Genomic DNA, 17,422 nt, shown 5'->3' on the forward strand with positions numbered 1-17,422 from the left:
AGCAAGAGCAAGAGCAAGAGCAAGAGCAAGAGCAAGAGCAAGAGCAAGAGCAAGAGCAAGAGCCGCTCGCTTCGCATCGTGGTTAGCGGTGAGGTGGCACCTACAGGGGCTGTAGGCTCTCGCCCAATCGGCCGTTGTCCGCCAATGCCAGAAACTCATCGCCCAGCCGCTGGCTTTCGCTCATCGCGGTCTGCCAGTATTTGTTGCGGCTAGGATCGTCACCCATGAAGCGCTTGAAGTCGCTGCGGTCCGGCAGTTTGCCGTGGGGCAGGCGGGCGAGGTAGTCCTTGGACGGTGCCAGCAGCAACACGTCCTGCAGACCTTGCGGGTTGCTGCGCCGCCACGGCAGGCCCTTGTCGAACCAGCCGGGGATGCACCGGTGGCGCCTGGCGCGGGTCGTGGATGATCAGCCGCTCAAAGTGCCGCGACAGCCAGTCGTTTCTGTGCAGCTTTGGCCGATCGTTCCTGTACTGACTTGACCATGACCTACCTCTTCTATTTTCTCGACGTCAGGCAACGGCATCACATCACGCTCGGCCGTCGTCCAAACTGTAGATCTGAGTTCAGACGGCGCCTATGAGCTAGTGTTATTTGATAGCTGAGTTGTCTACCGTTTTAATGAGTGCGCCGCTGAAGTCTCGGTAAATGTTGAGCTGTGCATGATCGGATTTACGTGTCACCAAAATATCAATGTCGTTGATTGAGTCGCCATTGACGTCGGATTGCACGGAGACCGCTATAGGTGCGAGCGAGTTGTCATTCGAAAACGGGAGGTAAGAAACCGCGCCAGCTCCAGTAATCACCTTCACTCCCACGACGCCAGTGTCCTTATCCTGGTAAAGGTTATAAGTTTTACCGTCATGCATGTCAGTGTCATATATCACGTTGTTACCCACCGGAGCGGCGGCGCTCGTAATCATGATGCCGTCGATGTCTGCCCCGTCAGTACCCGGGATAGTGCTGGTGTTGTTGCTGGTGTCGACGACTTTCACATAGGGGTAGGCGAGCACTGTGTCGACTTGGCCGTCGATGTTGAAGCCTACCCAGGAGCCTGAGCCGCCAGAAGCGATGGAGGTGGTAGTCGGCACCAGCTTGGTGTACGACACGCCGTTGGCGGAAATGTACACGTCAAATGAATCCCACCAACCGGCTTCATACACATACATGTCGATCGCCGAAGTACCATTGGCTTTTAGGGCATTGGGGCCAACTTTGAAGACTGCACTTCCTGATTTTCCGAGAGATAGGTAATTTCCATTCGGCGCGCCCAGGGCGTTGCTCTGAATCGCGCCGTCGCCATAGCCTCCGCTCCCTGGCTTGTATTCCTCAACGGAGGTAACAAACCCTACCGCTGTTCCAGGCGTTTCTGTGTAAGTTGAGTATGTTTCAGCATTGGCTGCAGCGGACGTGAGGCATGCGAGAGCCAGCATGATGTTTTTCATATTGATTCCTTTCAGGTTTGGTTGGTTGTTGCGGTAAGTGAAACTTTTTACTAAGTATTTTGTGGTTGATGCTCTCCTTAGTTGCGTTGCTGGGTGCCGGCTCTGCGGCGCATGAGTCGACCTTCACCTGTCGCCATGCGCCGACGGCTTTGAAGATCCGCGCGGCGTGCGTCGCGTCCAGCGATATCATCTCAGGAATTGCGAGCCAGCCCGGAAGGGGTGTCGCTAAAGAGCGTCGAGTTGTGAGGCCCTTCGCAGTCCCTCTTATGTTGCTGTATTGGGGGAGATTATAGGTATTCCTATATTTTGCTTCAATGGGTAATCCCATAATATTTGTAGTGGGCGATAAAAGCCCGCTTAGTGGCGGGCTTATCTATGTGTCGCAGTATTCTCGCCAACCGATCCTTACGGTTCCTCCATCAAGGGACTCGACCCGGACGCCGGCAGTTTCGCCAATCTCATCTAGCAGCCGCTTCCAATCCTCGGGGCTTTCATGTTCCAGCCTACGCACCGTTACCGCCTGATACTTTTGAACGCCTGGAGCAGAAATCAGGGCTTGCAGGCGACGGCCTGCTGCCTCGTAGGAAGAGAGCAGTTTTGATGTGCTCAATACTGGGCGCGGCATGTCGTACTCCTTTATTGTTACTGTATGGGTATACAGTATTTGGGTTGCCATATATTGGCAATAGCCCTGCACGTAAATTTATGCATAAATGCATGTTTTGATCGGTCGAACGTTTCCAGAGGACATTAAAAAGCCCGCGCGTGGCGGGCTCTATGCAGTTGAGCACGCTAAGCTGGCGTTCCCTCCAGATCAGAGCCGCAGAACCTGCACCTGGTAGCGGCAGCTTTATGGGCTCGACGCAATACCGGGAGCCCTTCATTTTTCGGCAGCAGCCGGGTCCCGATAAGGGGCTTCAGGAATGCCGTTGGCTCGCGCGAACTCAACTGGTGTCGGCCTGCTGAGCGCCCAGACAAAAGCGCGACCCCGCCTACGAAAGTCCATCCAGCCAGTAGGTTGAGTGCGAATATGCCGGCGCTTCGCGGGTGCTCTCCAGCGGCGCAAATCGTAGGATAAAAGTACAGCGCTATCGCCGCGAGAATAAGTAACCCAAGAACCTTCATCAGTGTCACTCCATTTATGAGCCAGCACTGCAGCATTCGTGGCGTACAGCCACAATTGGCGGAAGAGGGAGGACGGATAAAAGAGCCCTGTACTTGGCCGGGATCGGTTAGGCTACAAACGCCTGAACTAGGTGATTTGACCCGGTGTAGATGACTACCTCTGCCGCGTCTGCAAGGGCTGTGGCCCCCTTACGATTATCGTCCTCATCACCTGGCTCTAAGACAATCTTGCGATGCGTATCCCCGTGCGTATTCTTGATGTCGAGCATTTTCCCAACAGCCCGGTACACCAAGCTCCAATCCACCTTCCAGTTTTTTTGGGGGGGTATCGTCTGGATCTAGGTTGTATCGCGATCCGGGCCAGTTATTGCGCCATGACCATTGTCATCCACAGCTACTACCCTCGCTCTATTGACGATGAGAGTGATGGAAATCGGATCTCGGACGCCAGGAACCGAGCTTTTTTTAAAGTGCAGCTTCAAAAACCAGTCTTCAGCGTAGCCCTCTATGCCAGTGCTTTTGCGCCTGTATCGCGAGCAACGGGATAGTCTTGGGCTGCGCCATTTAGAATCCTGCTCCATGCATTGTTTGCCTGCGCCATAAATCCCAGGCGATCTGCTTGTTTTCAACAAAACTTTTGCAGCGCCCGCACGACAACGCCCACGATCCGGCAGTTCTCGTCGACGGCCTCAATGGGGTAGCTGGGGTTAAGCGGTTTCAGGAACAACCGGCCGCCGTCGCTGACAAGCTTCTTGAATGTGGCTTCGTTGCTGTCTGGCAGCTTGGCTACAACCAGCTTACCTGGCGCTACTTCAGCCTCTTTGTCAACCAGGATCAGCGTGCCTTCGGTGATGCTTTGGCCGGCGGGCGCTGTCATCGAGTCGCCTTTGACCGTAAGCCAGAAGGCCGGGCCCTTGGAGTCGTACTCTGAAAACTCGTAGGTATCGGATATACCTGCCGGGTACGGCTCCACCGCTTCCGACCAAGTGCCGGCAGCAACCCAGCTCACTACCGGATAGCGGAACGATTTGGCGGGCTGGGTTGCAGGGGAGAGGTTCGACGCACCTGAACTGGATATCGACCCAGACGTCAGCATTGGCCCAATCTCATCGGAGAGCCATTTGGCGCTCACTCCGCACGCGTCGGCAATCTTCACGACGTGAGCAGTAGCTTTCGATTTTCCACGCTCAAGGTCAGAAATCGATGTCTGCGTGATACCTGCTTTTACGGCCAACTCGCTCTGGTTAAGCTTGGCGTGTCGGCGCGCTGTCTTTAAACGGTCTTTAAATTCCATTCGGCGAGTATTACGGGTGCTCCCATATCCTTGCAAATCGGTATGCCTATAAATTTTCATATAGGTATTCCCGTTTAGAGGGCGGCATGAACACTATTTATAAGGACCTCGTTGCCTCCTTCGGCACCCAGGACGCCGCGGAAAAGCTCAAGGTTGATCACGGCACCGTCTCCGGCTTGGTTCGCGAGAAACACGGCATGTCTCCTGTGGTTGCCAAGCGAGGGGAGGTGTTGACCGAATGTGCTTTAAAAAAATTCCCTTTGTCCGTAGTTTCCGTATTTCCGTGGGCCGAGATGGCAGCCTAAGCGACATCTCTGTCCGCCGTTCTACTGAGGCCAGATTAGAAGGGAGCAGTCCCCATGCAAACGTCCAGTTCCAGACACACCGTACAAACCCGTGGTCAGGTGCTGGTCGCCCACGCAGCAAACCAGATCGCACGCACCAGCTTGAGCCAAGACGATTTCGCCCACGCGCTGAGCCGTGAGCTGCATTTGTCATGTCCAGAGAAGGCCGTCTCTAAAGAGGTACCGGACTTTGATGCTCCGAGCCCACGGAATGATGCGGCCGAGTTCGTGAAGGCGACCGGCCGCTGGCTCAAGCGCGTTCAGCGCTGGCTGTCCAGTGATCTGGAAATGCCGTCCTGGCTGGAAGAGTCGTGGGTCAACGCCCTTGAGCCTGAGTTCCGTTAACACTGTGTAAATGAGCTTGCGAACCGTCACGTGTTGACCGGCGTCCGCAAGATGATCAGCGACGAATGTGCGAACAAAAACTTCGGTGTGCTGATCCGCGCCCTTGGCGACGTGATCGATATCGGCAGCGAAGTGTTTGAAGACCAGGTGATGTGCGAACTGGATCTGCCGCACTTATTGGCTTTCGCCAAGCAGTGCTGCCAGGCTGAAGCAAAGGCGTGGGAGTTGAGGCGCAAGGGTGAGCAACTGATGAAATAAAAACGGCATCCCTGCCGGCTTACCCCCCCAAATCCCTATCGGATTCCGACCAGCGTTTGAGGTGGCGTCTACAGGGGCTGTAGGCTCTCGCCCAATCGGCCGTTGTCCGCCAATGCCAGAAACTCATCGCCCAGCCGCTGGCTTTCGCTCATCGCGGTCTGCCAGTATTTGTTGCGGCTAGGATCGTCACCCATGAAGCGCTTGAAGTCGCTGCGGTCCGGCAGTTTGCCGTGGGGCAGGCGGGCGAGGTAGTCCTTGGACGGTGCCAGCAGCAACACGTCCTGCAGACCTTGCGGGTTGCTGCGCCGCCACGGCAGGCCCTTGTCGAACCAGCCGGGGATGACCCGGTCGGTGAAATGCGGGTACAGCACGATGTCGTCGCCGTGGTAGGGCAGGTCGAGGTGGTAGTCCAGCAGGCCGCCGTCGCGGTAGGTGCCGGCGCCTGCGCCCGGCAGGTCGCGCACGCCTTGCATTACCATGGGGATCGAGCCCGAAGCTAGCAGGGCCTGGCGCAGGTTACCCAGTTCCAGGGCCAGGAAGCGCGACGGGAAATCCTTCAGTGGGTGCACCGGTGGCGCCTGGCGCGGGTCGTGGATGATCAGCCGCTCAAAGTGCCGCGACAGCCGCGCGCGGCCGCGCAGGTTGTCGGCGATCACCGACGACAGGCCCAGCCCGAGGCGCCCACGGTGGTCATCGGCGAGCAGGCCGTGGCTCTTGACCACCATGATGTTCAGACGATAGTTCGGGTTATCCAGTAGCTGTGCATCGCGACCGGCCAGCAGGTCGTCGAGCATGCGTTGGCAGCTCTGGCTGACCTCGGCCATGGTCACGCCTTTGGCAAAACGTTGCTCGTTGTACAGACGACCGAGGTCCAGCAGGCCTTGCACCGGGTCAGGCAGGCACGCGCTGGCAAACCGCCAGGAGCCGATGGAAGCCCCGATCAGCGCCCGTTCCCGTGGCGCGCGGGGCAACCAGTCACCGAATAGCGCCAGGTCCAGGCCCTGGATACCCAATGCCTTGGGGCCGCCGGCCGCGCCGGGCAGGATGCCGACGTCGGCCGGTGTGAAGCCTTGCGCACGAATACGAGCAAAGGCGCGTTTGCCGGCCTTGAGGGTCAGGGCGGGAAACTTGATGTGGATAGCTGTCATACCGGTCTCTGTTCGAGCGAGCGGGACATTATAGAAAATCTCGCGGAATGTGTGAAAAGGCCTTGCCGGGAATTGCCATGGTGGCAATTCAGTTTCAGTTAAGTTGCAGCGCGTACGGTGACCGGCGTAGGAAAACATCCTGTAACGGAGACATATCATGAAGCGCCTCACCGCTCTGGTCGCCGCCGGTATGATCGCCCTCATGGCGACCCAGGCCCGAGCCGTGGACCCCGACAAGCCACTGAAAGTGCCTGCCACTGTTACTATTGTCGCCTTCGATAAACTGGAAGCCGCGGCCCTGGCCCTGCACCCCGGCTCGACGCTGCTGGATACCGACCTGGACGAGGCCTACGGCAAGTACGTCTACGAGGTCGAATTGGAAGATGCCCAGGGCATCGAATGGGACGTTGAATTGGACGCGCTCACCGGGCAGGTTCTCAAGAATCATCAGGAAACGTAATGAAGGTTAATCTATGCGCCAGCAGTCGTGCCGCGCTGGTGCTCATGGCATTCTGCTCCAGCCTGGCGGCCCGCGACCTCAATCAGGATGAAGCCTTGTCGCTGCGCCAGCAGGGGGTGATCCTGCCGCTGGAGCAGCTGTTGCACCAGGCCATGGCGCGGTATCCGGGTTCCCGCCTGCTGGAAGCCGAACTGGAAAAGAAGCACGGCCAATATGCCTATGAAGTGGAACTGGTGACCACCGAAGGCGTGGTGCGCGAGATCAAGCTGGACGCCAGCACCGGTGTGCTGATCAAAGATGAGGAAGACTGATGCGCCTGCTCTTGGTGGAAGACAACGTCCCCCTGGCCGATGAATTGCTGGCCGGGCTGCAACGCCAGGGCTATGCCGTCGATTGGCTCGCCGATGGTCGCGACGCCGCGTACCAGGGGCGTAGCGAACCCTATGACTTGATCATCCTCGACCTCGGGCTGCCCGGTTTGCCTGGGCTTGAGGTATTGGCGCAATGGCGTGCCGCGGCGCTGGCCACCCCGGTGCTGATCCTCACCGCCCGCGATTCCTGGGCCGAGCGCATCGAAGGGCTCAAGGCCGGCGCCGATGATTACCTGAGCAAGCCGTTTCACCCCGAGGAGCTGTACCTGCGCATTCAAGCGCTGGTGCGTCGCTCCCACGGCCAGGCCAACCAGCCCACCTTGCAATCCGCCGGTCTGCACCTGGATGAAGGCCGCCAGTGCGTGCTGCGCGATGGCGCAGAGATCCCGCTGACCGCCGCCGAGTTCCGCCTGTTGCGCTACTTCATGCTGCACCCCGAACAGATCCTGTCGAAAAGCCATTTGGCCGAGCATTTGTATGACGGCGAAACCGAGCGCGATTCGAATGTGTTGGAAGTCCACGTCAACCACCTGCGGCGCAAGTTGGGCCGCAGCGTGATCGAGACCCGCCGCGGCCAGGGTTACCGGTTTGGCGCCAGCCCTGCATGAAGTCGATCCAGCGACGCCTGAGCCTGGGCCTGGTCAGTGTCATGGTGATCGTAGGCGTGGTGCTGGCACAAACCAGCTTGTGGCTGTTTGAAGCCGGTTTGCAGCGTTACCTGGAAGCCGGGTTGCGCAACGACGCCGAGAACCTGCTGGTGGCGCTGGTGCGTGGTCCTAACGGTGTGCAGTTGGATGAACAACGCCTGTCGCCAGCCTATCAGCGTCCGTTTTCCGGGCACTACTTCCGCATCGACTTTGCCGACACCCACTGGCGGTCCCGCTCGCTGTGGGACCAGGAACTGCCGCGCCTGCCCGAAGTCGGGATCAAGGGCAATCTGCAACTGGGACCGGAAGGCCAGCAACTGCTGGTGCTGCGCTCGGACTACAAACGCTTTGGCCAGCCGATTTCCATCAGCGTGGCCCAGGACTACACCCCGGTGCGGGAAAGCTTCCGTCTCATGCGTCAGATCGGTCTGGTGCTAGGGCTGGCGGCGCTGCTGCTGGTGCTGATCCTGCAACGGATCACCGTACGGCGCGCCTTGCGCCCGCTGGAAACCGCGCGCAACCAGATCGCCCAACTGCAACAGGGCCAGCGTTCACAGCTCGATACCCAGGTACCGCTGGAACTGGAACCGTTGGTGGCGCAGATCAACCACCTGCTGGCTCACACCGAAGACAGCCTCAAGCGTTCACGCAATGCCTTGGGCAACCTCGGCCATGCCCTCAAGACCCCGTTAGCCGTGCTGTTGAGTGCCGCGTCGAGCGACGCGCTCAAGGATCGCCCCGAGCTGAGCAAGCTGTTGCGCGATCAATTGGAGCACGTGCAACAACGCCTCAACCGTGAACTCAACCGCGCGCGCCTGGCCGGGGAAACCCTGCCGGGCGTGCTGTTTGACTGCGAAAAAGAACTGCCCGGCCTGCTCGCCACCCTCAGCATGATCCATGGCGAACACCTGGACCTGAACTACCACGCCGCGTCCGGCCTGCAACTGCCTTGGGACCGTGAAGACCTGTTGGAGCTGCTCGGCAATCTATTGGACAACGCCTGCAAATGGGCGGATGCCGAGGTGCGCCTGACCGTCACGGAGACTGGCCGCAACTACCTGTTGGCGGTGGAGGATGACGGTCCCGGCATTCCCGAAACCCAGCGTGACCAGGTGTTCAGCCGTGGCACGCGCCTGGATGAACAGATCCATGGTCATGGCTTGGGGTTGGGGATCGTGCGGGACATCGTCGAGGTGTGGGGCGGGGTGTTGCAGTTGCAGGAAAGCGAGCTGGGTGGGTTGAAAGTGCTGATCGAATTGCCGAAGCGCCAAGGATAAACCTGGCGCCTCGACAATTGTCTGGTTAGACCCTGAACTGATCCATCAACCCTTGTTGCTGATTCGCCAGGCTGTTCAACGCCTGGCTCACCCGTGCCGATTCATTCGCCTGTTCCGACAGCGACTCGGTCACATCGCGAATAGTCGCCACGTTGTTGTTGATTTCCTCGGCGACGGCACTTTGCTCTTCGGCGGCGCTTGCGATCTGCAGGTTCATGTCGCTGATCACCGTGACGGCATCACCAATCTGGCGCAGGGCCGTCACGGCTTGCCCGACCTGTTCGACACTGCCCTGGGCCTGGCGATAGCTGTTACCCATGGACCCGACAACCGCTTCGGTGCCGTTTTGCAGGTGCTCGATGACCAGGCGGGTTTCTTCCACCGACTCCTGGGTCCGCTGCGCCAGGTTGCGTACCTCGTCGGCCACCACTGCAAACCCACGGCCGGCCTCACCGGCGCGGGCGGCCTCGATGGCGGCGTTGAGGGCCAGCAGGTTGGTCTGCTCGGCGATGCCGCGAATCACTTCGAGCACCGAACCGATTTTTTCGCTGTTGGCAGCCAGGCCTTCGACCTGGGTCATGGCCGTGCTCATGTCCGACGCCAACGCCCCGATATTGTGAGTGGTGTGCTCAATCACTGTCAGGCCATCACGGGTGGCTTGGTCGGCGTCGCGAGCGGCTTGTGCGGCCTGCGCAGCGCTGCGTGCCACATCCTGGGCGGTGGCGCTCATTTCGTGAGACGCCGTGGCCACCTGGTCGACCTGGCGGTACTGCTGCTCCATGCCGGCGCTGGTTTGAGTGGCAATGGCGGCGGATTGGTCCGCAGTACCACGGGCGTCCTGAACCGAGCGTTTCACCTCGGCAATGATCGGTTGCAGTTTGTCGAGGAAGCGGTTGAACCAGCCGGCCAACTGGCCCAATTCGTCCTGTTTGTCGTAGGCCAGGCGGCGGGTAAGGTCGCCTTCGCCGCTGGCGATGTCTTCGAGCATGTGCGCCACACCGAGGATCGGGCGGGTCACGCTGCGTGCCATCAACCACACCAGGATCAAGCCGACCACCGCAGCCAGCAGGCCCAGGCCCAATTCCAGCAAGGTGCCACGGGTGTTCTCGGCGTCCATTTGGGCTTTCAGCGCTTCAGCCGGGCCTACCAGGACTTTCTCCGGCACATCCAGCAGCACGCCCCACGGCTTGCCCTCCGGGATGGGCGCAAAGGGTGCCAATACCTTCAGTTGATGATCGGTGCGCAGGCTACGAATATGCGTGCTGCTGGCCAAAGCGTCGATCAATTGCGCGCCGTTGGCGGTATCGACCTGATCCAGGCGCTGGCTGAGCTTGCTCGCGTCCGGGCTATAGCCGGCGAGCAAACCGGTGGGGCTGAGGATGCTGACCTGGGTCTGACCGTCATACAGCTTCTGGCTGGCCTGTTGGCTCACGGCCTGCAGGCTGTTGAGGTTGATGTCCACCGACAGCGAGGCAATGACTTTGCCGTTGGCCATCAACGGGAAGACGATGCTGGTCATCAGCACGTTTTGCCCGTTGATCCTGTAGAAGTATGGCTCGATGACGCACGGCTTGAGCAGGGTGCGTGGGCAGGTGAACCAGGCGTTGGCCTTTTCACCGCTGGGGCCGACGCTGGTGTCGGACATGTCGCTTTCCGGCAGCGCCATCGACTCCAACTTGCCGGGTGTCGGCTGCGACCAGTACAGGGCGAAGCGGCCCTTGTCGTTACTGCCGAGTTCAGCCTGGCCGGCGAACAACTCATCCTTGCCGTCCAGGGCATTGGCTTCGAACACCAGGGACAGGCCGAGCAGATCCGGGTTGGCCTGCAGCGCGGCCTTGACCTGGCGGGTCAGGTCTTCGCGGGTGTCGAAGGCATCGAGAAAGCGCTTCTCGGCCTGTTCACGCAGGAACAGCACCTGGCGGGAAAAACCATGGCCATACTGATAGGCGTCCATGAACTGGCGGCGGATGCCCAGCGCCTGCACTTCGCCTTGGGCCTCGATGCGCGCCTGGGCGGCTTCATCCAGCATCTGCATGCTGGACGCCTTGACCTGCTGCGAACTCTGCTCCATGCGATACAGCGACAGACCCACCAGCAGGGTCACGATTCCCAGCAGGCAGAGGCCAGCGAGCAGGGTGATTTTCCATTGAATGGAGAGCTGCCTAAGCGACATCGGTACGTCCTTACCTGAAAACACATAGAGCTCGGTTATCGGCTGATTTCAACTTTTCTTTATTCAAACGATCAATTTAAACTTGCTTTGTGATGAGGTGCTCGCTCACCACAAAAACGCCTTGTTCACTCCCTGCTTTTGACATGAGCGCCCACCTGCTGCACAGTGCGCGCCCTCTAATAAGACCTCCTTCACGCCTGCACGCTGGTTGCCACCCGATGGTCGCCTGGGCGCGGGCATGCCTGTTTTTTATGTTTTTCTGCTTGAGGTAACCATGATTAACGCAGTCATTGCCGCGGTCGGCACCATGCTGGTGCTCAGTTTGTCCCGCGTGCATGTGGTCATCGCCATCATCGTCGGCGCCCTGGTGGGTGGTTTGACCGGTGGCCTGGGCATAGACGCCACGCTCAAAGCCTTCAATGGCGGTTTGGGCGGTGGTGCGACCGTGGCGTTGTCCTACGCCTTGCTCGGCGCTTTCGCCGTGGCAATTGCCAAATCCGGCCTGGCCCACGCCCTGGCTGACAAGGCGCTGCTGCTGGTGGACCGCCAGGACGCCAGTGGCGGCGGCCACGTCAAATGGCTGCTGATCGGCCTGCTGTGGGTGGTGGCGATTGCCTCGCAGAACATCCTGCCGATCCACATCGCGTTCATTCCGTTGCTGGTGCCGCCGCTGCTCTACGTGCTGACCAAGCTGCAATTGGACCGCCGCCTGATCGCCTGCGTGATGACCTTCGGCCTGATCACGCCCTACATGTTTTTGCCGGTGGGCTTCGGCAATATCTTCCTCAACCAGATCCTGCTGGCCAACGTGGCCAAGAGCGGCGTGGATATCAGCCAGGTCAACGTCACCCACGCCATGAGCCTGCCGGCACTCGGCATGGTGGTGGGCTTGCTGGTGGCGGTGTTTATCAGTTACCGCAAGAAGCGCGTGTACGACCTGGAGAAAATCGAGCGGGTCGAGCAAGTGGCGGTGCAATACAACCCGCTGACGCTGCTGGTGGCCGGCCTGGCGATTGCCTCGGCGTTCATCATCCAGCTGTGGCTGGACTCGATGATCATCGGCGCCCTGGCCGGGTTCCTGATTTTCTCGGTGTCGGGCATCGTGCGCTGGCGCGATACCGACGATCTGTTCACCGAAGGCATGAAGATGATGGCGATGATCGGCTTCATCATGATTGCCTCGTCGGGCTTTGCCGAAGTGCTCAAGGCCACCGGCGACGTGCGCTCGCTGGTGGAAACCTCGGCGGCGTTCATCGGCCATAACCGTGGCGTGGGCGCGTTGCTGATGTTGCTGGTGGGGCTGCTGGTGACCATGGGCATTGGTTCTTCGTTTTCCACGGTACCGATCCTGGCCGCGATTTTTGTGCCGCTGTGCGTGCAACTCGGCTTCAGCCCGGTGGCCATTGTGTGCATCGTCGGCACCGCCGGTGCACTGGGTGATGCCGGTTCGCCGGCCTCGGACTCCACCCTCGGCCCGACCTCCGGCCTGAATGTCGACGGCCAGCACCACCATATCTGGGACACGGTGGTACCGACGTTCCTGCATTACAACCTCCCGTTGCTGGCGTTTGGCTGGTTGGCGGCGATGACGCTCTAACAGCCTCGCCGCGCATATCTGCAGATTCGTCTCGGTGGCGGCGCCTGCCGCCGCCTTTTGTCGGAAGAGTCTCGGGCTTGGGTAGTGATTTTCTGAAATCGACCTGCACTCGGCAGGGGAAGATCGTCGGACTGTCGATGGTCTTTATATTCCGGAGCTTCTTACCCGACGTTGACGTACTCCGATGAAAAAAGCCGTCCTTTTGCTCGCCATTCTGATGATGACAGCCTGCGTCACGGCGCCGGAAAATCTGATTGTAAAAAACGGCTATGCCGTTGACACCACACACACCTCCCCAAACCAGAACGAGCGGATTCGTTTTTTAGTCCTGCATTACACGGTCTTTGACGACAAAAACTCCCTGGATGCGCTGACCAACGGCACCGCCAGCGCGCATTACCTCGCCTATAGCACTCCGCACAAGCACCACAACCTACCGGTGGTTTTGCAGTTGGTGCCGGAGGCAAAACGCGCCTGGCACGCCGGCGTCAGTCATTGGGGAAACCGGGCCAACCTCAATGACACCTCCATCGGCATCGAGATCGTCAACGCTGGCTTCATTGAAGGCCCCACCGGGCGGCTGTGGTTCCCCTACACTGAAGCGCAACTGGCGCTGGTCAAGCACCTCGCCGCGGACGTGATCAAGCGCTACGCCATCGAGCCGCAAAACGTTGTCGGTCACAGTGACATTGCTCCTTTGCGTAAATCCGACCCCGGTCCGTTGTTTCCCTGGCAGGCGCTTTCCGAACACGGTATCGGCGTATGGCCAGACGCAGTCACGGTACACAAGCACCTGGCCGGGCGCCCTGAATCTCAAACGGTTGACGTGAGCATTGTGCAACGCGCCCTTGCCACTTATGGCTACACGATCCCGCAGAGCGGCGTGTTGGACGACGAAACCCGCCAGGTCATCCGGGCGTTCCAGATGCATTTCCGGCCTGCGGGTATCTCGGGTATCCCTGATGCCGAGACCGAGGCCGTTGCATTGGCCCTGGTGGAAAAGTATCTGTCCTGAACGCCGGAATGGCCGAGCTGGAGCAGTAAGTGCGCGCGCCATCAGACGTTTGAGTCCTACAGAATCCGCGCGATTGGCCGTTAACCTCTCAAGTCGCCACTAATAAGAGAGAGAAAAGCCATGCGTCTGAGCCTCAAGGCCAAAGTCCTGTCCCTCGCCGTAGTGCCGGTGCTGCTGTTTGCCGTGGTCATCAGCCTGACCACCGTGTGGATTTTGCAGGGCCAGGCGCGCAACGAGGTGGAAGAAACCCGCCAGCGCCTGCTCAACGACGCCAAGGCCACCCTGCAAAGTTATGTCGAAGTGGCCATGAGCACCATCAAGCCGCTCTACGACGCGGCCGCGCCTGGCGATACCGCTGCGCGTGCGCAGGTGGTCAAACTGCTGTCCAACACGAGCTACGGCAAGGACGGCTACTTCTTCGGCTACGACTCCGAGACCATCCGCCTGTTCAAGGGCAACAGCCCCGACGGCGTGGGCAAGAGCTTCAAGGACAACCGAGACCCCAATGGCGTGTACGTCAACCGAGACCTGGTCAAGGTCGGCAAGGACGGCACCCACTACCTGCAATACAGCTCGACCCAGCCGGGCCAGACCGAATTGGTGCCCAAGATGGGCTACACCGAATACCTGCCGAAATGGGACATGGTCATCGGTACGTCGGTAAACCTGGACGGTATTGAAGCCCAGGTCGCGGTGGTCGAAGCCAAGGTGCAGAAACGCATGGAGGGCGTGCTGCTGAGCATTCTCGGCGTGGCCGTGGTGCTGCTGTTGGTGATCGCTGCCGTTGGCATGCTGCTGGCCAATACTATCCTGCGTCCACTGCACTTGATGAAAGCCAACCTCGACGACATCGCGGCCGGCGAAGGTGACTTGACCCGCCGCCTGGCCATCACCAGCCAGGACGAACTGGGCGATCTGGCGGGGGCGTTCAACCGTTTTGTTGACAAGATCCACGGCCTGGTGCGCCAGATCACCGAGATGACCAGCCAACTCACCGGCCTGGTCAGTCAGGTTTCCGACCAGGCCCAGCGTTCCGAACAGGCCATGGAACGCCAGCGCCACGAGACCGACCAGGTTGCCACCGCGATCAACCAGATGTCGTCGGCTGCGCAAGAAGTGGCGCGCAGTGCCCAGGGTGCCTCGGTCGCTGCCCAGCAAACCGATGCCGAAGGCCAGGCCGCCAAGCGTGTGGTGGACGGCAGCATTGCGCAGATCCACGCGCTGGTGAACGACATCCGCAGCAGCGGCGTGTCCCTCGACAGCCTGCAGCAGGACGTGTCTTCCATCGTCAGTGTGCTCAGCGTGATCCGTTCCATCGCCGAACAGACCAACCTGCTGGCACTCAACGCCGCCATCGAAGCCGCAAGGGCAGGCGAGGCCGGGCGTGGTTTTGCGGTAGTGGCCGACGAAGTACGCGCCCTGGCCAGCCGCACCCAGACCAGCACCCAGGAAATCCAGGGCATGATCGACCGCCTGCAAAAAGGCACCGAGGCCGCGGTGGAGGCCATGCGCCGTTCCAGCGATGCCGGCGACGGCACCTCGGCCCAGGCCAACGAAGCCGGAGCCTCCCTGGACACCATGGCGCAGTTGATCGGCACCATCAATTCGATGAACGCCCAGATCGCCAGCGCCGCCGAAGAGCAGACCGCCGTTGCCGAGGAAATCAACCGCAGCGTGCATCAGATCGCTGTGGCGGTGGACAGCGTCGCCGACGAAACCCAATTGGGCGCCCAGACGTCCCGCAGCTTGGCGGAGCTGGGTCAGCGCCTGGGGCAGTTGGTCGGCCAGTTCCGGATCTGATCAACCATAAGAGGGCTCATCTCCTGTCACGGGCCGACCCGCTTCAGTGTCTGGTTGAACGCGAGACCGTTATAGGTCGCGCATCAGCAGGCCGAAGCGCACATCCATCTCCGCCGGGACCGGCACGTACACCGTGTGCCCATCCCCCGGCGCGACCTCCACAGCCTCGCCCTGGCTGTTGTGCATCCTCTCCAGGTCAAAGTGGAAGTTGCCGGCAGGGGTCATCAATTCCAGGTGATTGCCCAGGGCGAAGCGGTTTTTCACCTTGACCTCGGCCAGCCCGCCCCGGCGCTCGCCAGTCAGCTCGCCGACGAACTGCTGGCGTTCCGACACTGAGCTGCCGTTCTGGTAGTTCTGGTATTCATCGTGCACATGGCGGCGCAAGAAACCTTCGGTGTAGCCGCGCTGGGCCAGGGATTCGAGGTCGGTCATCAGGTTGCGGTCGAAGGCGCGACCGGCCACCGCATCATCAATGGCCTGGCGATACACCTGGGTGGTGCGCGCGCAGTAGAAGTGCGACTTGGTGCGGCCTTCGATCTTCAGTGAATGCACGCCCATCCGGGTCAGGCGCTCCACGTGCTGCACGGCGCGCAGGTCCTTGGCGTTCATGATGTAGGTGCCGTGCTCGTCTTCGAAGGCGGGCATCTGTTCATCGGGGCGGTTGGCCTCTTGCAGCAGGAACACCTGATCGGTGGGCGCGCCAATGCCCAGGGTGGGTTGGCATTGCTGAACGATATCCCCCGTGGCGTTTTCCACAGCCGGTGTCGCCTGGTATTTCCAGCGACAGGCATTGGTGCAGGTGCCCTGGTTGGCATCGCGCTTGTTCATATAGCCCGAGAGCAGGCAGCGTCCGGAATAGGCCATGCACAACGCGCCGTGCACAAACACTTCCAGCTCCATGGCCGGCACTTGCTGGCGGATCTCATCGATTTCTTCCAGAGACAACTCCCGCGACAGAATCACTCGGCAGATGCCTTGCTGCTGCCAGAACTCCACACTGGCCCAGTTCACCGTATTGGCCTGCACCGACAAGTGGATCGGCATCTGCGGGAAGTGCCGGCGCACCAGCATGATCAATCCGGGGTCGGACATGATCAGCGCGTCCGGGCCCATGGCGATCACCGGGGCCAGGTCCTTGAGGAAGGTCTTCAACTTGGCGTTGTGCGGCGCGATGTTCACCACCACATAAAAACGCTTGCCCAACACGTGGGCTTCCTGGATGCCGAGTGCCAGGTTGGCGTGATCGAACTCGTTATTGCGCACCCGCAGGCTGTAGCGCGGCTGGCCGGCGTAGACGGCATCGGCGCCGTAGGCAAAGGCGTAACGCATGTTTTTCAGGGTGCCGGCGGGCGCGAGCAGTTCGGGAGCGAGGATGGGAGGCATGGGCACGGGTCGCAAAAGGTCGCGAAGGTAGCCGAGCGGCGAGGGCGGTTTATTGATCCAGGTCGTCCTTTGGGCTTTTTGTATCGCTGTGTATCGACGGGGGCTGTGGATACGTATCGATTTATCCGCGCGGTTTTCCGACACAGGCGCGATACCTCAGGGGCTTCTAATTGATTCCAACGAGGCACACCGCCTCCAACCCTGAAGACCTGGAGTCAACCGCCATGAACACCAAAGCCATCTACGCCGCCTGCCTGTTTGCCGCCCTGAACATCTGCACCTTGTCGGCCCGCGCCGAAGCCGCCACTGCCGCGCAAACCTACACCTACGGCACCCACCTGGACATCAAGCAAGTGGTGTCGATGAGCCAGGACTCCAAGCCCGCCTGTGGCGTGGTGAATGCGCGCATGACCTACCTGGACTCCCACGACAAGACCCAGGTGCTGGATTACCTCAAGTTCGGCGACGGCTGCATCGGCGACAACTGAGTCGCGCTGACCTCTCCCATTTTTTGCCACAGGAAAACCGCCATGAACCATCTGACCCGCTTTTTGACCGCCACCGCCTTTGCCCTCGCCGGCACTGCCGTGCACGCCAACGCCGCGATGGAGAAAAGCAGCTGCGCCGCCAGCACGTGTTTCCAACTGACCCCGGTGCAACACGGCGCCGGCCAAGACCTGCTGGTGGAGGACGGCAGCCGTCGCACACCGCTTGGCCAGGCGCTGGACCACCAGACGGCGTGA

Annotated in this window: 18 protein-coding genes and 3 pseudogenes; 12 read left to right on the forward strand and 9 right to left on the reverse strand. The window is 60.2% G+C overall.

Annotated features, from left to right (window positions below; all coding sequences use genetic code 11):
* Positions 1–100 precede the first annotated feature (100 nt).
* The 5 genes and pseudogenes from AC4PS7_RS12175 to AC4PS7_RS12195 form a co-directional block, all read right to left on the reverse strand.
* Positions 101–379, reverse strand: a pseudogene (locus AC4PS7_RS12175) (patatin-like phospholipase family protein); the annotation flags it as partial.
* 208 nt (positions 380–587) lie between these two features.
* Entirely contained in the window at positions 588–1,442 is an 855-nt protein-coding gene (locus tag AC4PS7_RS12180; RefSeq protein ID WP_457244466.1) for a hypothetical protein, read from the reverse strand.
* 373 nt (positions 1,443–1,815) lie between these two features.
* Positions 1,816–2,118: a DUF1654 domain-containing protein gene (locus tag AC4PS7_RS12185; RefSeq protein ID WP_369531294.1), complete on the reverse strand. Its 303-nt coding sequence runs from the start codon at positions 2,116–2,118 to the stop codon at positions 1,816–1,818.
* A 116-nt stretch (positions 2,119–2,234) separates the two neighbouring features.
* A complete protein-coding gene (locus AC4PS7_RS12190; protein WP_369531295.1) occupies positions 2,235–2,603 on the reverse strand; it encodes a superinfection immunity protein in 369 nt (122 codons plus the stop codon).
* 589 nt (positions 2,604–3,192) lie between these two features.
* The gene (locus AC4PS7_RS12195) at positions 3,193–3,861 is read right to left on the reverse strand and encodes a LexA family protein (protein ID WP_457244467.1); all 669 of its coding nucleotides are present in this window, start codon (positions 3,859–3,861) and stop codon (positions 3,193–3,195) included.
* A gap of 86 nt (positions 3,862–3,947) precedes the next feature.
* On the opposite strand from AC4PS7_RS12195, the gene AC4PS7_RS12200 reads away from it, so the two are divergent.
* Genes AC4PS7_RS12200 through AC4PS7_RS12210 form a run of 3 tightly spaced genes read left to right on the forward strand, consistent with a single transcriptional unit; the run spans position 3,948 to position 4,808 of the window.
* Positions 3,948–4,166 carry a hypothetical protein gene (locus AC4PS7_RS12200; RefSeq protein ID WP_305437291.1) on the forward strand — a complete coding sequence of 73 codons (219 nt, stop codon included), beginning with the start codon at positions 3,948–3,950 and terminating at the stop codon, positions 4,164–4,166.
* A gap of 54 nt (positions 4,167–4,220) precedes the next feature.
* Complete coding sequence (locus AC4PS7_RS12205) at positions 4,221–4,550, forward strand: DUF8585 domain-containing protein (RefSeq protein WP_457244464.1); 330 nt, start codon at positions 4,221–4,223, stop codon at positions 4,548–4,550.
* Positions 4,551–4,580: 30 nt separating this feature from the next.
* Positions 4,581–4,808 carry a hypothetical protein gene (locus AC4PS7_RS12210; protein WP_252959460.1) on the forward strand — a complete coding sequence of 76 codons (228 nt, stop codon included), beginning with the start codon at positions 4,581–4,583 and terminating at the stop codon, positions 4,806–4,808.
* Between the two features lie 68 nt (positions 4,809–4,876).
* Here AC4PS7_RS12210 and AC4PS7_RS12215 read toward each other — a convergent pair whose 3' ends face one another.
* Positions 4,877–5,956 carry a hypothetical protein gene (locus AC4PS7_RS12215; protein WP_021492044.1) on the reverse strand — a complete coding sequence of 360 codons (1,080 nt, stop codon included), beginning with the start codon at positions 5,954–5,956 and terminating at the stop codon, positions 4,877–4,879.
* A 157-nt stretch (positions 5,957–6,113) separates the two neighbouring features.
* Between AC4PS7_RS12215 and AC4PS7_RS12220 the strand changes: the two genes are divergently transcribed.
* Genes AC4PS7_RS12220 through AC4PS7_RS12235 form a run of 4 tightly spaced genes read left to right on the forward strand, consistent with a single transcriptional unit; the run spans position 6,114 to position 8,711 of the window.
* The gene (locus AC4PS7_RS12220) at positions 6,114–6,416 is read left to right on the forward strand and encodes a PepSY domain-containing protein (RefSeq protein ID WP_010211388.1); all 303 of its coding nucleotides are present in this window, start codon (positions 6,114–6,116) and stop codon (positions 6,414–6,416) included.
* Complete coding sequence (locus AC4PS7_RS12225) at positions 6,416–6,727, forward strand: PepSY domain-containing protein (RefSeq protein ID WP_010211387.1); 312 nt, start codon at positions 6,416–6,418, stop codon at positions 6,725–6,727. The genes AC4PS7_RS12220 and AC4PS7_RS12225 overlap by 1 nt, the downstream gene beginning before the upstream one ends.
* Positions 6,727–7,395: a response regulator transcription factor gene (locus AC4PS7_RS12230; RefSeq protein ID WP_010211385.1), complete on the forward strand. Its 669-nt coding sequence runs from the start codon at positions 6,727–6,729 to the stop codon at positions 7,393–7,395. The genes AC4PS7_RS12225 and AC4PS7_RS12230 overlap by 1 nt, the downstream gene beginning before the upstream one ends.
* The gene (locus tag AC4PS7_RS12235) at positions 7,392–8,711 is read left to right on the forward strand and encodes a sensor histidine kinase (RefSeq protein ID WP_010211383.1); all 1,320 of its coding nucleotides are present in this window, start codon (positions 7,392–7,394) and stop codon (positions 8,709–8,711) included. Before AC4PS7_RS12230 ends, AC4PS7_RS12235 begins: the two co-directional genes overlap by 4 nt.
* A gap of 25 nt (positions 8,712–8,736) precedes the next feature.
* On the opposite strand, the pseudogene AC4PS7_RS12240 reads toward AC4PS7_RS12235, so the two are convergent.
* A pseudogene (locus tag AC4PS7_RS12240) lies at positions 8,737–9,246 on the reverse strand (methyl-accepting chemotaxis protein); the annotation flags it as partial.
* 348 nt (positions 9,247–9,594) lie between these two features.
* Positions 9,595–10,884: pseudogene (locus AC4PS7_RS12245) on the reverse strand (PDC sensor domain-containing protein); the annotation flags it as partial.
* Positions 10,885–11,161: 277 nt separating this feature from the next.
* On the opposite strand from AC4PS7_RS12245, the gene AC4PS7_RS12250 reads away from it, so the two are divergent.
* The 3 genes from AC4PS7_RS12250 (at position 11,162) to ctpM (ending at position 15,296) form a co-directional block, all read left to right on the forward strand.
* On the forward strand, positions 11,162–12,481 hold the full coding sequence (locus AC4PS7_RS12250; protein ID WP_162098524.1) for a Na+/H+ antiporter family protein: 1,320 nt from the start codon (positions 11,162–11,164) through the stop codon (positions 12,479–12,481).
* Positions 12,482–12,665: 184 nt separating this feature from the next.
* Positions 12,666–13,496 (forward strand): N-acetylmuramoyl-L-alanine amidase, encoded by an 831-nt coding sequence (locus tag AC4PS7_RS12255; protein ID WP_492179437.1) that lies wholly within the window; start codon positions 12,666–12,668, stop codon positions 13,494–13,496.
* Between the two features lie 120 nt (positions 13,497–13,616).
* Positions 13,617–15,296, forward strand: a complete 1,680-nt coding sequence (gene ctpM, locus AC4PS7_RS12260) for a methyl-accepting chemotaxis protein CtpM (RefSeq protein ID WP_021492039.1) — start codon at positions 13,617–13,619, stop codon at positions 15,294–15,296.
* Positions 15,297–15,365: 69 nt separating this feature from the next.
* Here the strand turns inward: ctpM and trhP are convergent, their stop codons facing one another.
* Complete coding sequence (trhP, locus tag AC4PS7_RS12265) at positions 15,366–16,679, reverse strand: prephenate-dependent tRNA uridine(34) hydroxylase TrhP (protein ID WP_492179438.1); 1,314 nt, start codon at positions 16,677–16,679, stop codon at positions 15,366–15,368.
* A 224-nt stretch (positions 16,680–16,903) separates the two neighbouring features.
* On the opposite strand from trhP, the gene AC4PS7_RS12270 reads away from it, so the two are divergent.
* Together AC4PS7_RS12270 and AC4PS7_RS12275 are read left to right on the forward strand one after the other, a co-directional pair.
* The gene (locus tag AC4PS7_RS12270) at positions 16,904–17,167 is read left to right on the forward strand and encodes a DUF2790 domain-containing protein (protein WP_010211377.1); all 264 of its coding nucleotides are present in this window, start codon (positions 16,904–16,906) and stop codon (positions 17,165–17,167) included.
* Positions 17,168–17,209: 42 nt separating this feature from the next.
* Positions 17,210–17,422: a hypothetical protein gene (locus AC4PS7_RS12275; RefSeq protein WP_010211376.1), complete on the forward strand. Its 213-nt coding sequence runs from the start codon at positions 17,210–17,212 to the stop codon at positions 17,420–17,422.

Source organism: Pseudomonas sp. DW-iso3 (assembly GCF_058725305.1).